This window comes from Maccoyibacter intestinihominis (assembly GCF_040096355.1).
Taxonomy (GTDB): Bacteria; Bacillota; Clostridia; order Lachnospirales; family Lachnospiraceae; genus Maccoyibacter; species Maccoyibacter intestinihominis.
The window spans coordinates 79,645-93,578 of record NZ_JBBMEX010000013.1; the positions used below are offsets into that span (position 1 = coordinate 79,645).

The 13,934-nt window shown below is 32.9% G+C and carries 12 protein-coding genes; 11 read left to right on the forward strand and 1 reads right to left on the reverse strand.

Going from position 1 to position 13,934, the window contains the following annotated elements; translation table 11 throughout:
* Nucleotides 1-54: 54 nt before the first annotated feature.
* The 11 genes from WMO43_RS11885 (at nucleotide 55) to WMO43_RS11935 (ending at nucleotide 13,685) form a co-directional block, all read left to right on the forward strand.
* Nucleotides 55-2,943, forward strand: a complete 2,889-nt coding sequence (locus WMO43_RS11885; protein ID WP_353531342.1) for an ATP-dependent helicase — start codon at nucleotides 55-57, stop codon at nucleotides 2,941-2,943.
* On the forward strand, nucleotides 2,943-4,820 hold the full coding sequence (locus WMO43_RS11890; protein ID WP_353531343.1) for a site-specific DNA-methyltransferase: 1,878 nt from the start codon (nucleotides 2,943-2,945) through the stop codon (nucleotides 4,818-4,820). Before WMO43_RS11885 ends, WMO43_RS11890 begins: the two co-directional genes overlap by 1 nt.
* A gap of 2 nt (nucleotides 4,821-4,822) precedes the next feature.
* On the forward strand, nucleotides 4,823-7,420 hold the full coding sequence (locus WMO43_RS11895; protein ID WP_353531344.1) for a TnsA endonuclease N-terminal domain-containing protein: 2,598 nt from the start codon (nucleotides 4,823-4,825) through the stop codon (nucleotides 7,418-7,420).
* Nucleotides 7,421-7,502: 82 nt separating this feature from the next.
* On the forward strand, nucleotides 7,503-8,336 hold the full coding sequence (locus tag WMO43_RS11900; RefSeq protein WP_353531345.1) for a DUF2971 domain-containing protein: 834 nt from the start codon (nucleotides 7,503-7,505) through the stop codon (nucleotides 8,334-8,336).
* Between the two features lie 23 nt (nucleotides 8,337-8,359).
* Nucleotides 8,360-8,710: an FRG domain-containing protein gene (locus WMO43_RS11905; RefSeq protein WP_353531346.1), complete on the forward strand. Its 351-nt coding sequence runs from the start codon at nucleotides 8,360-8,362 to the stop codon at nucleotides 8,708-8,710.
* Between the two features lie 139 nt (nucleotides 8,711-8,849).
* Nucleotides 8,850-9,212: a hypothetical protein gene (locus WMO43_RS11910; protein WP_353531347.1), complete on the forward strand. Its 363-nt coding sequence runs from the start codon at nucleotides 8,850-8,852 to the stop codon at nucleotides 9,210-9,212.
* Between the two features lie 51 nt (nucleotides 9,213-9,263).
* On the forward strand, nucleotides 9,264-10,715 hold the full coding sequence (locus tag WMO43_RS11915; RefSeq protein WP_353531349.1) for an ATP-binding protein: 1,452 nt from the start codon (nucleotides 9,264-9,266) through the stop codon (nucleotides 10,713-10,715).
* 302 nt (nucleotides 10,716-11,017) lie between these two features.
* Nucleotides 11,018-11,395 carry a hypothetical protein gene (locus WMO43_RS11920; protein ID WP_329989242.1) on the forward strand — a complete coding sequence of 126 codons (378 nt, stop codon included), beginning with the start codon at nucleotides 11,018-11,020 and terminating at the stop codon, nucleotides 11,393-11,395.
* Between the two features lies 1 nt (nucleotide 11,396).
* Nucleotides 11,397-12,497 carry a hypothetical protein gene (locus tag WMO43_RS11925; RefSeq protein ID WP_329989243.1) on the forward strand — a complete coding sequence of 367 codons (1,101 nt, stop codon included), beginning with the start codon at nucleotides 11,397-11,399 and terminating at the stop codon, nucleotides 12,495-12,497.
* Nucleotides 12,498-13,095: 598 nt separating this feature from the next.
* Nucleotides 13,096-13,419: a hypothetical protein gene (locus tag WMO43_RS11930; protein WP_353531350.1), complete on the forward strand. Its 324-nt coding sequence runs from the start codon at nucleotides 13,096-13,098 to the stop codon at nucleotides 13,417-13,419.
* Between the two features lie 5 nt (nucleotides 13,420-13,424).
* The gene (locus tag WMO43_RS11935; protein ID WP_353531351.1) at nucleotides 13,425-13,685 is read left to right on the forward strand and encodes a DUF6933 domain-containing protein; all 261 of its coding nucleotides are present in this window, start codon (nucleotides 13,425-13,427) and stop codon (nucleotides 13,683-13,685) included.
* 61 nt (nucleotides 13,686-13,746) lie between these two features.
* Here WMO43_RS11935 and WMO43_RS11940 read toward each other — a convergent pair.
* Nucleotides 13,747-13,934: tyrosine-type recombinase/integrase (locus WMO43_RS11940; protein ID WP_147339180.1), on the reverse strand; the 188-nt coding region annotated here is incomplete at its 5' end.

The window sequence follows — 13,934 nt, forward strand, 5'->3', positions numbered from 1 at the left end:
ATAGGATTTATAAATATATGAGAATATATAATTAAATGCAGAGGGGGTACTGATATGGCATTTGATTTTGGAAACGCAAATGAAGCACAGAGAAGTGCTATTTCAACAACAGATGGTCCGTTGTTGATTATTGCAGGCCCTGGTACAGGGAAAACATATACATTAGTAAAGAGAATTGTTTATCTTATAATTGAAAAAGATGTGCTTCCTGAGGAAATAATGATTGCTACATTTACAGAAAAGGCTGCGAAAGAACTGATTACACGTATCACAAATGAATTGTATGCAATAGGAGTATCCGTAAATCTGAATGAAATGTATATTGGTACTTTTCATTCAATTTGTTTGAGAATTCTTAAAGATCATCTTGAATATACAAGGATTAAGAAAAATTATAGGATGCTGGATAATTTTGATCAGCAGTATATGGTGTTTCAAAAGATTAATAGATTTAGGAACTTGCCTTATTTTGATGTTATATTTGATAAAAAGCAAGGAGCTTGGAGACAAGCTGGAGAAATAGTTAAGTATGTTAATAATCTTGCTGAAGAATTGGTCGATATTGATGAAATGCAAGGAGACGCAGATGAACATATTGTAGCTGTTGCAAATATTATGAAACAGTACAATACCCTGATGGAAGATGAGAATTTAATTGATTTTTCAAGTATTCAAACAGAAGCATATAAATTATTGATCGAGGAACCAAGCATATTGGAAGAAATACAGCAGAAAATTAAGTATGTGATGGTTGATGAATATCAGGATACAAATTACATACAGGAATTACTTGTGTTTTTGATTGCCGGAAAAAATAAAAATATATGTGTTGTGGGAGACGATGATCAAGGTTTGTATCGTTTTCGAGGAGCAACAATAAGAAATATATTGGAATTTCCAGGCCATTTTGCAGAAGGAGAATGTAAGCAGGTTAAACTTGTTACAAATTATCGTTCAGAGAGACAAATTATTGATTTTTACAATAAGTGGATGAGCACAACAGATGGTAGAGCATATGATTTTATGTGGAAGAATTTTAGGTTTGAGAAGAAGATTGTTCCACCGGAAGGGAAAAAGGCTGCTAAAGTAGGTGTTATTAAATGTTCAGGAAAAGATTTGTTAGATGATTGGTATGAACAAGTGTATTCATTTATTACACAATTAAAAAGTAGTGGCGTACTAACTGATTATAATCAGATTGCAGTTCTTTGTAAGTCTGTTAAAGGAGATAAAATCATAGGTATGGTTGAATATCTTGAGGAACATGGTATTAAAGTTTATTCACCTCGTTCGGAAATGTTCTTTGAAAGAAAAGAGATAAAGCAGGTAATAGGGTGCATGATTTTATGTTTCCCAGAGTATATTCGTAAATTACAACAAAGAGATTTTTCGTATGATTTTGAAATTCTCTATAAATATTACGATACTCAATGTATAGCTGCTGCAAGAGAGCTTATTTTACAGTATAGAGATACATTGGGTAAATGGATTGCAGAGAAGATGCATAAACACGCTAATCTAAAAAAGGATAATGCAGATTACGCATTTACAGGATTACTGTATCAGTTATTGCAGTTTGAACCATTTAGTACATACTTAGGGATAGATATGAAATCAGGGGTGATAGATGAAAGACCTGCAAGAAACTTATCAATTTTATCTTCAATTTTGGGAAAGTACGAATATCTACATCGGATAGATGTCTTCACGGAAAACAATATTATAGAGTCGGTAGAACGTTTTTTTAATATGTATTTTCGCTTTCTATTTGATGGAGGAATTACAGAGTATGAAGATGATTCGGAGTATGCTCCGAGTGGGTGCGTTTCATTTATGACTATACATCAGTCAAAAGGAATGGAGTTTCCAATAGTGATTGTTGATTCATTAAATGGAACACCGAGAAGTAGTGGAAATTATTTGCTAGAAGAAATAGAAAATAAATATTTCCATAGAAAAGTTTTTGAGACGAGGGAAGATATAAAATTTTTTGATTTTTGGCGATTATATTATACGGCATTTTCAAGAGCACAAAATTTATTGGTACTCTCTTGTTGTGAAAAGAAAGGTCATGGAGCCACACCAAGCAAATATTTTGAAGAGTGCTATGAGAAGCTACCTGCTTATGAAGATGTAAATCTTTCAGAAATAAAGTTGGAAAAGGTAAAGCCTGTAAATATAAAGGATACATATTCTTTTACTTCTCACATCGCTCTGTATGAGAATTGTGCATTACAGTATAAATTTTTTAAAGAACTTGGATTTACGCAGGTAAGAGTAGGTGCAACACTCTTTGGAACATTAGTACACGAGACAATAGAAGACATTCATCGTGCAGCTATGCGTCATGAAGAACAGACAATAGTGCCGGAAACAATACGAGAGTGGTTTGATACAAATTATATGACATTATCGAAAAGTGAGCATTCTTATTTAGGACAACCGCAGATAGAAGCTGCGTATAAACAGGTTTTGAGGTATGTTGAGAGAAATCAGAGTGACTGGAGTCGAATTCAAGATGCAGAGGTGGAAGTAAGTTTAGTAAAGCCTGATTATATATTGCTTGGAAAGGTTGACCTTATCAGGGGCGAAGGTGATACAGTGGAGATTGTTGACTTTAAATCCGAGAAGAAACCAGATGTTTTAATTGAAACAGCGGAGATGAATCGTTATAGGAGACAGCTTGAAGTGTATGCTCATCTTATTGAGGAAAAGACAGGCAAAAAGGTAAGTAAAATGCATTTGTATTATACAGGTGAGGATAATGGTGTACCAACAATAACATTTAATAAGTCAACAGAAATGATTGATAAAACAATAAAAGAATTTGATGAAGTGGTTGAAAAAATACAACATAAAGATTTTAGTGGCAGAGCTAAAGATAAAAATCTTTGTGCCAACTGTGATATGAGACATTACTGTAGAAGAAAAGGAGATTGCTAATGGATGGACAGATTTCATTTATATTTGAACAAAGACAACCAATAAAAGGATATCCGGAGTTACATTGGACGGGGAAAAGGCCTTATACATCAACACAGTATTATCCTGCACAGCTTAAGGAATCCTATGGAGAGCCTAAGGATGGTTGGATGAATAAGATATTTTGGGGAGATAATCTTCAAGTTATGAGTCATATGCTTAAAGAGTATCGTGGAAAAATAGATTTAGTTTATATTGATCCTCCATTTGATAGTAAGGCAGATTACAAAAAAACAATTGAAATTAAGAAGAAAAAGACATTTAGTGATATGTCTGCATTTGAAGAAAAACAGTATTCAGATATATGGACAAATGATGAATATATGCAGTTTATGTATGAGAGACTAATACTTATTAGGGATTTGCTATGTGAAACAGGAAGTCTTTACTTACATTGCGATTACCATAGAAGTCATTACTTACGCTGCATATTAGATGAAGTATTTGGAAGTAATAATTTTATTAATGAAATTATATGGAAAAGAAGAGGAGGAGCTCTAAACAATTCAAAATCATTTGGGCAGCTAACAGATACCATTCTTTTATATGGAAAAACTAGTATGTATAAATTTAAGCAAATTCGAACAAAAGATACACCAGAAACTCAGGAATATATAAAACAACGTTTTGTGTATGATGATGGTGATGGAAGGTTGTATAGTAGAGATCCAGTAACAAACCCATCATCAACACCAACACCATCATTGATTTATGAATATAAAGGATATCAACCACCGGAAAAAGGATGGGCATTTTCTTATGAAACAATGGTTGAATGGGATAACAAAGGTAAATTATATTTTCCGGCGAACAAAAGTCAACGTATAAGAAGAAAGACATTTTTAGATGAATATGAGGGGCAACCGGTTCAAAATTTATGGGGAGATATTTATGTTATTAATTCTCAAGCAAGAGAGGCATTAAATTATCCAACACAAAAACCAGAGGCTTTGCTTGAAAGAATAATAAATACATCATCTGATGAAGGGGATGTTGTTTTTGATTGTTTTATGGGCTCAGGAACAACACAAGCTGTTGCTATGAAATTAGGACGCAGATTTATAGGTGCGGATATTAATTTAGGTGCAATTCAAACTACCACAAAGAGATTGATAACTGCATCAAATGACTTGGATAATACAAAATATACTGGATTTGAAATTTATAATGTGAATAATTATGATTTTTTTAGAAATCCAGTAGAGGCGAAAGAATTAATTATTGATGCATTAGGTATTCAAAAATTTGATTCATCAACAGTATATGATGGAGAATTAGATGGCTGGATGGTTAAAATCATGCCTACAAATCGTATTGCAACAAAGGCTGATTTAGAAGAGCTCAAGGCTAATTTACCATATCATACATTTGAAAAGCGCAAGGAAGAAAATCCGAATGGCGTGGTGGAAAAAATTAAGATTATTTGCATGGGACATGAAGCTGATTTGAAGGCATCGTTGGAACAGGAACTTTCTTCGTATAATTTGGAAATAGAGATAGTTGATATTCTTAGGGATAAGAAAGATTTACAATTTAAGAGAGAAGCAGATGCCAATGTTGTTAAGGAAAACAATCAGATTATAATAAAAGAATTTTATCCGATGAATCTTTTACAGAAATTAAGTATGCAGAAAGAATCAGTTGAAGATTGGAGACAGTTGGTAGAATCTATCTATATTGACTGGAATTATGATGGTCAGACAATGAGACCGACAATTTGTGACATTCCGGCAAAAGATGAGTTGGTATCTGGTATATATGAAATTCCAGATTCAGCAGGTAAAATTAAAATAAAGATAACGGATTTGTTATCTGAATCACTTGAACTGGAGGTATAGATATGGCAAAAGAAGTTGGAATGGAATTTGCCTTTTTTGAGTTCCTTCGTTCATTTTATGTAGATAATAGAGGAATTATAAGAAACAGGTATCGTGAAATAACTAAGAAATATCTGGATTACAATGACAAGGAAAAGAACCCAGACGCATTTTTACGAACCCCACAGTTTGAAGCCTTAGAAATGTATGTGTTTGTAAAAGAATTTATGAATAATCAACAGATGTATCAGATGTTTGATGACTGGTCAAAGAGAAATGGTGTTTTTTCAGATAGACGATTCTATGATGAAGCTGGGCAGATGACATTATATGATGTTTATTCACCAAAACAGTATCATGATTACTTTTTACAAATAAAGAAATATGCGGAAGATTATCCAAATTATATTTTTGCATTAACTATGGGATTAGGTAAGACAATTCTCATGGCTACCTGTATTTTTTATGAGTTTCTTCTTGCTTCAAAATGGCCTCGAGATGATAAGTATTGTCATAATGCATTGGTTTTTGCGCCGGACAAAACAGTATTGCAATCGTTAAAAGAAATAGTAACTTTTGATAAGAGTAAGGTTGTACCTCCGGAATATATTGGTGTATTAGATGCAAATATTAAGGTGTATTTTCTTGAAGATAGTGGAACCACATTAAATACATTAGATGGTTCCAAGTATAATATAATTATTTCTAATACACAGAAAATTATATTAAAGGCTCAGCATAAAGAAAAAAGTTCTGTAGACAAGTTGTTTAGTGATCAGGTACCGGGACAATCAGTATTGGATGATGTTCTTGGAATATTACAGGAAATCAGTAACAACGACGATTTGATGTCAAATCAACGTTTTGAGAAACTTACCAGGCTTTCACAAATGGGTATTTATGTAGATGAAGCACATCATATGTTTGGAGCAGACTTGGAGAAGGCTTTGCACGAAAATGGTAAGGGCACTAGCCTGCGGAATACTATAAATGAATTGTCCAAGAAATTGTCTAAGCATGGAAGTAAAGTGGTTGCTTGTTATAATTTTACAGGAACACCATACGTCAATAATAAAATTCTTCCGGAAGTTATATATGCTTATGGATTGCAGGCGGCAATTACAAATAATTTCTTAAAAGATACTAGCGTTATTGGTTATAGTAACGTAAAAAGTAAAGAATTCCTAAAAGCTGTTATTGCCGATTTCTGGGCAAAATATGGTGGAAAAGAATATGAGGGATTAGCACCTAAAATGGCTATTTTTGGTGCAGAGATAGCAGAAGTTCGTGATGAAATCAGGCCAGTTGTTGAAGAAGTACTATCTGAATTGGGAATACCTCTTGATAAAATTTTAGTTAATGTTGGAGACGAAAAGATTACTAAATCTGAAGACATAAGAGATTTTAACAATCTTGATATAGCTGGAACAGCAGGCAGTAAGAAGCAGTTTATATTGCTTGTTAATAAAGGTAGAGAGGGATGGAATTGTAGATCATTATTTAGTGTGGCTCTTTTTAGAAGTCCAAAGTCAAAAGTTTTTGTGCTTCAAGCAACAATGAGATGTTTGAGAAAAATTACAGATGAACAACTAACGGCCACAGTGTATTTGTCAAAAGAGAATATGGATATATTGGATGACGAGCTTAAAAAGAATTTTAGAACTAGCATAGAGGAACTTGTAGTTAAGAAGGATAAAAAACGTAAGAAAGTTCCTGTGCGTGTGAAAGAACCACCTAGAACATTGCGCATGAATAAATTGCATTATAAATATTCTTTGGAAACTAAGCATTATGATAGAGGATTATCGTTTGGTTTAAAAGAAATAGAAACAGAAAATTATGATGCAACAATGTATGTTAAAGAAGGACTTACAACTTCGTCGGTTGTGCGTGAAAGCAATGTTAACTATATGGTTAGTAAAACAGCGTATACTGAGATAACGTTGGTGGCAGAAGTAGCAAAATATTTTCCTGATATTAGATGCACAGAAGTTGCTAGGATACTGAGGGAATCAGAAGAAGGAATTGATAAGATACTAGTAGCTGTCAATGAACATAATGATATTATTTATGATAAAATTGTGCCAACCATATTTGAGGCATTATACCGGGTTAACAAAGAGATTGTAAAAGAAAATGTTGATGTTAAATTACTTAAGAAGCCTAAAGAAGGTGGATATTATGAGTTTAGTGGAAATGAGGATTTGATTATAATGCAGAATTCAGAGGATTCTGTTGTTGTGAAAAATAAAGACAAGAGTTTTCACGCAGATACCTATGTTTTTGATTCGAAGCCTGAGTTACAATTATTTTTACAGTTGCTTGCAAATGAGCACGTAAAAAAAGCTTATTTCACGGGAATGTTTACTGCTGACCAGACAGATTTTTATGTTCCATATATTGATCCGGAATCGAATAGATTAAGGAAGTATTATCCAGATTTCTTAGTAAAAATGGACGATGGAAGTTATTTGATTTTGGAAGTAAAAGGTGACAATATGATAGATGATCCAGTAGTAAAGGCGAAAGGAGCAGCGGCAGAGGAGGTTGCAGTAGAGAGTTCAATGAAATACGAAATGCTTAAAGGAACAGATATTATGGAAGGAAAAGCAAAGATTTAGTTAAAACGGGTCTCATTCAACCTAAATTTAAAAGAATTTTATGATGGTTGGATGAGACAGATTGTGAAAGGAAACTAAGTGTATGAACAAAGAATGGTTTTCAGATTATAAAGAGCAGATTTCATTAAATAATATGCAAGAGACAAGAAATGTGATATTAGATAATATTGATAAGACTCAAATGATTTATCGGTATAGCAGAGGTTTGAATAGGGATTTGCGAAATTTGGAAAATCATCAATTATGGTTAAGTAGTGCATTTAATTTCAACGATCCATATGATTGTTTAGTTACAGTTGATTGCGGATTGAAAGCCAGTTATCCAAGGAGCCAGAGACAAGAAGCTATGGAAACATATATGAGACAGGAAACTGAAAATAGGAAAACAGAAGCATTGAGAAGTTCATTATTTGTTGCTTGTTTTTCTGAAGTTAATAATTCATTTCCTATGTGGGGATATTATGCGGCAGATCACAAGGGAATATGTTTAGGATATAACCTTTATGAGCTTGTTAAGAAATACCAATGTATGCCGGTAATCTATAGTGATAAATTAATATTTTACCGAGAAGAGAGTTCTGAAAGAAACATATTGGCTAATACATTAACCAAGTCAGATGAGTGGATTCATGAAAAGGAATGGCGGATAGTAATTAAAGATGATATTAATATGGGAAAATCAGGAATAATAAAAGATTTTGTTTTGCCACGAGAAATATATATTGGATGTAGACAGCAGGAAACAGTTGCTGAGAATAACAATAATCGTATGTTACATAATAAAAAAGAGAATGAGATGTATGCTGATCTAGATGAGATACTTCAATGGGCGGAGAATAACTATATTGATGTATATATGCCAATAATAAGTAGAAAAGAATATAAAATGATGGATAGAGCGTTACGATTGATTTAGCAAGTTTTAGCAGAGGTGGCTATATGTCAGATTTTGAAGAAAAATATGATTATCAGGAAATTATGGTAGAAGATATTTCGCAGATATATCAAATTGCAAATGATTATAATTCGTTCTATGATTTACCAAGATCAGGTAGAGGTGCCCCAGGTGATGAACGAACTTACTTACAGGAATTTTATAGAGGACAAAGCGATTCTTCTTGGAAAATCACTCCAAGTATATGCAGAGATACATCTGTGGATGAGAGTATACTGGAATCTGGAGATTTACTATTTGAAGTAATGGCATATAATCAGCATTATATACATGCTACAAGATTAATTGACTTTACAATGGATATAAATGTAGCATTATTTTTTTGCTTGTTGTGAAAATATTGAAAAAGATGCGGCTATATTTATATGGTCATATTCTCCGTATGATCCTAAATGGACAAGAATAAAGATACAGTGTGAACTTGTTAATGTTAAAAAGCAACGTATAAGTGTAAGTGAATATGCAGAAATACTTTTGCAGAAATATCCGGAATTGAAAGACAATTATACTTATAAAAAGGATTTCTATACTGATTTAGTTTCTTATTTGGATCATGGCTTTATGATTATGCAACCACGCAATCCGTATTTGGAAAATATGAGAATACAAAGACAAAAAGGGTGTTTATATGTTTGTGGTGTGAAATTTGAAACTCCGATTGATAAAATGAGAACAAGTGTTAATGCGGGGAATAATATATTGTGCCCGCATGAGCCGGAAGCTCCTAAAGAATTGGACGGAGGTAATTTTTTGGTAAAGGTGGTCATTCCTGCAAGATTAAAAAATGTGATAATGAAACAATTGGAAGAAAAGGGAATTACAAAAGAAGCTTTGTGACCCATGTGATGTAAATAGGCACTTGTTTAATGTAGAAGGATGGTGAGAACTATGGATATAAAGCAGCTAATCGGCGAAACCACAGATTACGATAAAAAGGTTGCACTTGAGACAAAGAAACCCAAAAGCTGGTGCAAGAGTATAAGTGCATTTGCAAATTGCTATGGTGGTAAGCTGGTATTTGGTGTGGCAAATGATGATGCGTTGGTTGGTCTTTCGGATGCTAAAGGAGATGCAGAAAAAATTAGTGAGATAATTAAAACACACCTTAATCCGATACCAGAGTTTAAGCTTTCATTTGAAAAAGATAATGACAAGACATTCGTTATTGTAGAAGTTATGAAAGGGCAGCAGATTCCATACTATTATGAGGGTGATGGGCAACTTATTGCATTTATGCGTATAGGAAATGAAAGTGTTCCGGCGACACCTTCGCAGTTAAGAGAGTTGGTACTTCACGGAAGTGGTGAAAGTTATGATAGTCTGAAGTCAAGATATGATTTTAACAATATGTCTTTTACAAAATTAAAATCGGTATATAAGCAGAGAACAGGAAATGCATTTGAAGATACAGATTATGAATCTTTTGGATTGGTTGATGAAAAAGGAAATCTGACGAATGCAGGAGCGCTTCTGGCAGATGAATCTCCGGTTCGTCATTCCAGATTATTTTGCACAAGATGGAATGGACTTACAAAGGCATCTGGTATAGTAGATGCACTTGATGATAAGGAATATACAGGCAGTCTTGTCACACTATTACAGGCAGGAACGGATTTTGTAAGAAATAATTCCAAGAAGGCATGGCGTAAGGTTGATGACGGCAGAATTGAAATGCCGGATTATCCGGATCGGGCAGTGCTTGAAGGTGTAGTAAATGCATTGATTCATAGAAACTATATGGAGATAGGCAGTGAAGTCCATATAGATATGTTCGATGATAGAATCGAAATATATTCACCGGGTGGAATGGTAAGCGGAATATCTCTAGAAGGAAAAGATTTATTGAAAATTCCATCAAAGCGAAGAAATCCGATATTAGCTGATATATTCAGCCGCTTGAAATACATGGAGCGTAGAGGTAGTGGATTTAAGAAGATATTGGCAGATTACGAGGGTCAGGTTGAATTTGATGAGTCTAAGATGCCAGTCTTTGATGCGGATAATGATGATTTTACATTGACTTTGTATAATCTGAATTATGGTTCTAACTATGCAACACAGGTGAATGAAAATGTCATAGAAAATGTCATAGAAAATGTCATAGAAATTTCGGAAGAAAAAATTAAGAAGTTAATGCCAGAGTATTCTAAGAAGAAGCTTGCTAAAGCATATGAGATTCTGAAAATGATTTCGGAAAACCCGAATATTTCTATTGATGAATTAAGAATAGCATTAGATGTTACAGATAGAACAATTGCTAGATATATATCAGAATTAAAAGATAAAGGTATCATAGAACGAAAAGGCCCAGACAATGGTGGAGAATGGAAAATTAAGTAAACGACAGTAAATATGGCACTTATTCTGGTGTCCTAGCTGGCATTCAAGAATATTTTGAAGATAGTCTCATGAGATTTTAGATTTGGTGATAATGTAGGTTTATGACAAGTATCGATGTGTGGAAGTCAGAAAGATGGGGAACCACTAAATTGATTGAAGATACAAATTTTAATCGAGTGTCACTTTTGATGAGGATGCACCCGGAAACGGGTGCATTTTTGAAATTAGAAAACATACATTGTTTTTCGTGCATTTTTTGAATATAATAGATATTGTGATAGTGTTATGGAGGTGTAAAGGCAATGAAAAATAAATATAGACTATCATTTATGATTGTTTTAATAATCATGTTATTTATGTATATGATGGATATAGTTGAGATAACAGAAGAAACAAATTTTGCATTTACATTGGCGGCGTTAATACTAAGTGCTTCAATGGCTGTTGATACTTTTGCAAAGCAAAATCAAATTGCACAAGCAATTACATTTATTATGGAGATTTGTGCATTATTAGTTATAGTTTTGTTCCCGAATTTAAAAAGTTTTATATTTTTAAAAAAATTGATGAGTATATTAGATACCAATGTCTTATTGTTGTTAGCACTTTTTTTTACATTTGCAGGACAATGGGCTACAGAAATAAAGATTAGAGACATTGAAAATGGAAAGGGGAAATAAGATGTATTCGAGCGATGAAAAGTATGAAGTAGTATTAAAGAGTGCCACACACATTAATATGTCTAATTGGCAGATAACAAAAACGTTAGATACTATGACGATGGTAAATAACAAATTTGTAATTCTATCTATAATAAATAATTTAATAAATGAGGGAGTGGAAAAGAAAGATATATTTGTAACTGACAAGTCGTTTTTAATTTCTACAAATTATAAAACATATTTTGAAAATGGAAATAAATTTTGGGGAAAACAAAAAGATATAGTAAAAATGTATAGCTTAGGACGTTTAATTTCGATGGAACCCAATGAAGATATTTTTAGAATGAATTGTCTTTTTGAATTTTATAAAAAAATTAATTCTATAACAAATAAAAATTTAAAATGCAGGATTAGAAGTATTTATTTAGCTGATAGTTATGATATTTTATTTAATGAATCTATAGAACAAGCTTATGAGATTTTATTAGAAGGTGCCAAGAATCAGGTTTGTGATGTATTTGAAAGACATATATCTCCAGATATTAATAAGAGAGATATGATAATTAAAACTCTTGAAAATCAAAAAGATTTATGTTTAGAAAGAAGTCGAAAAAAATTTAAAAAAATGATGACAGATAGTCGAAAAAAATTTACATATACATACAATCGTTTCGATAGACCAGTTGTAGGCGTTTATCATCCAGATGGACATTATATGGAAATTATTAATGCGGATCAAATGTATAAAAACGGGGAAGAATCTGATACGCAGATTAAACTTAAGAAAATCACAAAAAATAGTCCTGTTGCAATAGCAATGTTGGTTACAGGACCAATGGTGGCTTTTCTTGGTTATTTGTTGTATAGAGAACATAATGTAAACAGTCAGATAGATACAGAAGATCTATTTGATATTCCGCAGAATGATGAAGGAGCAATTAATAATATTCTTGGTAGTGATGATGGGAATCTTTTAGACACAGATAATGTTAAAGAGGTTGATGCACAGGTAAAAGAAATGGCGCATTACAATCTGAATAAACTAGAGATCGCAACAAATAAGCGAGTAGTGCATTTAGAAATGAATATGGAGAATGAGATTACTATGGAAACAAAGTAAAGGAGATATAGATATTTATATGTTCGGCACTAGAATCATATAAGAAAATAACTGCTTTTATAATAAAAATTGAACTAGAAAAAGTTTGAATGATGCATTAGAATGCCCAAAGCCTGTATTTATGCAGGCTCCGGCACATGCTTTATCAAAAGGTTACATTTGCGGGGGAAATAATGAGTTAGAGGTATGCTAATGGATAATGTGGAAGTAAAACTTTACGGTGCGTTTACTATTGTAGGTGGTTAGTTATACTTTATAAGTGGGAAATGTTATTATTGAAAAAACTGCTGATTAACTGAAAAAGTTAGCTGTTGTAGTCAATAAGTCGTTGATTGATTCCAAAAAGTCGGTAATTGAATAGCATAAATATAATGAACCTTCAAAGGCAAATATTCTTATAGTGATTTATTAAAAAACGAATATTCCAAAGTTAGTCTCAACGAAGTCTCACGAGATTTGAGACTGAGTGAGACTCTATGATATAGCAAAATGCGATAAAATCGGATTTATGGCTGATTCGTATGGGTACAATTTCAAATCAGTCTCATTTTTGAAATCGTTTGTTGAGACTAACATGAGAATGATGAGGTTCAAAATCATGGACATAAGTAAAAAAGATTGGAAGCTATTTCGAGAAAGATTATCAGGCTGGCAGGAAAATTATATGGAAGGTCTTGTTAAAGAGTATGCAAATTTTCTGAATGATGATAAAAAGCCTTCATCAGAGAAATTCTGGGAACTTGAAAAACGGATAAAAGAAGATAAACGTCATCCGGGAGTTGTCATGGAACTGAAAAAATCAGAGGTAATATGGGATATTGTTCGTCTTATTAGACTGAAAGTAATTACATATAATGATTTATCAGACTTTAGTGATGAATTACAGAATGAAGTAAAAAGAATACTTGAGATGAGCAGGTGATACATATGGAGATTGGTGCAACAAAAGCAGTTCAAGATCGACTAAAAACAACAAAGATTGAAGAAAGCAAAGGTGCTTCACTTGTGTTCTGCTGGGACACACATTTGACGAAAATAAAAGGAAGAAATGTCTTGTTTATTGTGAATGCCAGTAATCGTTATACAATAGCAATGACAGATATTGAACCAAGAAACTGGAATTTATATAATTATCTCTCTAACTTTCCCCATTTTATAGGCTTTCCCGCCTGTCCATTAGTGAAATGATATGTAGTTTCCCTTATTTTTACCCTTATGAGATAATCACAAGGGAAATAAGGGAATTTTTTTAATCATTGCCTACCACTTTATCAAGAAGCCTAACTGATTTTCGTTTAGCATCTCTTGTGGAGTGAGCATAGACATTCATTGTGGTACTTACATCTGAGTGTCCTAACAGTTCCTGCACATCTTTTGGGGCAGCTCCATTTGCTAAAAGGTTGCTTGTATAGGTGTGACGTAACTGGTGGAAATGAA

Bases quoted from the DNA above. Each gene is read 5' to 3' on its own strand.
- WMO43_RS11900 (WP_353531345.1), top strand. From the start codon at position 7,503: ATGAACAAAGAATGGTTTTCAGATTATAAAGAGCAGATTTCATTAAAT.
- WMO43_RS11890 (WP_353531343.1), top strand. From the start codon at position 2,943: ATGGATGGACAGATTTCATTTATATTTGAACAAAGACAACCAATAAAA.
- WMO43_RS11920 (WP_329989242.1), top strand. From the start codon at position 11,018: ATGAAAAATAAATATAGACTATCATTTATGATTGTTTTAATAATCATG.
- WMO43_RS11905 (WP_353531346.1), top strand. From the start codon at position 8,360: ATGTCAGATTTTGAAGAAAAATATGATTATCAGGAAATTATGGTAGAA.
- WMO43_RS11925 (WP_329989243.1), top strand. From the start codon at position 11,397: ATGTATTCGAGCGATGAAAAGTATGAAGTAGTATTAAAGAGTGCCACA.
- WMO43_RS11915 (WP_353531349.1), top strand. From the start codon at position 9,264: ATGGATATAAAGCAGCTAATCGGCGAAACCACAGATTACGATAAAAAG.
- WMO43_RS11895 (WP_353531344.1), top strand. From the start codon at position 4,823: ATGGCAAAAGAAGTTGGAATGGAATTTGCCTTTTTTGAGTTCCTTCGT.
- WMO43_RS11930 (WP_353531350.1), top strand. From the start codon at position 13,096: ATGGACATAAGTAAAAAAGATTGGAAGCTATTTCGAGAAAGATTATCA.
- WMO43_RS11935 (WP_353531351.1), top strand. From the start codon at position 13,425: ATGGAGATTGGTGCAACAAAAGCAGTTCAAGATCGACTAAAAACAACA.
- WMO43_RS11885 (WP_353531342.1), top strand. From the start codon at position 55: ATGGCATTTGATTTTGGAAACGCAAATGAAGCACAGAGAAGTGCTATT.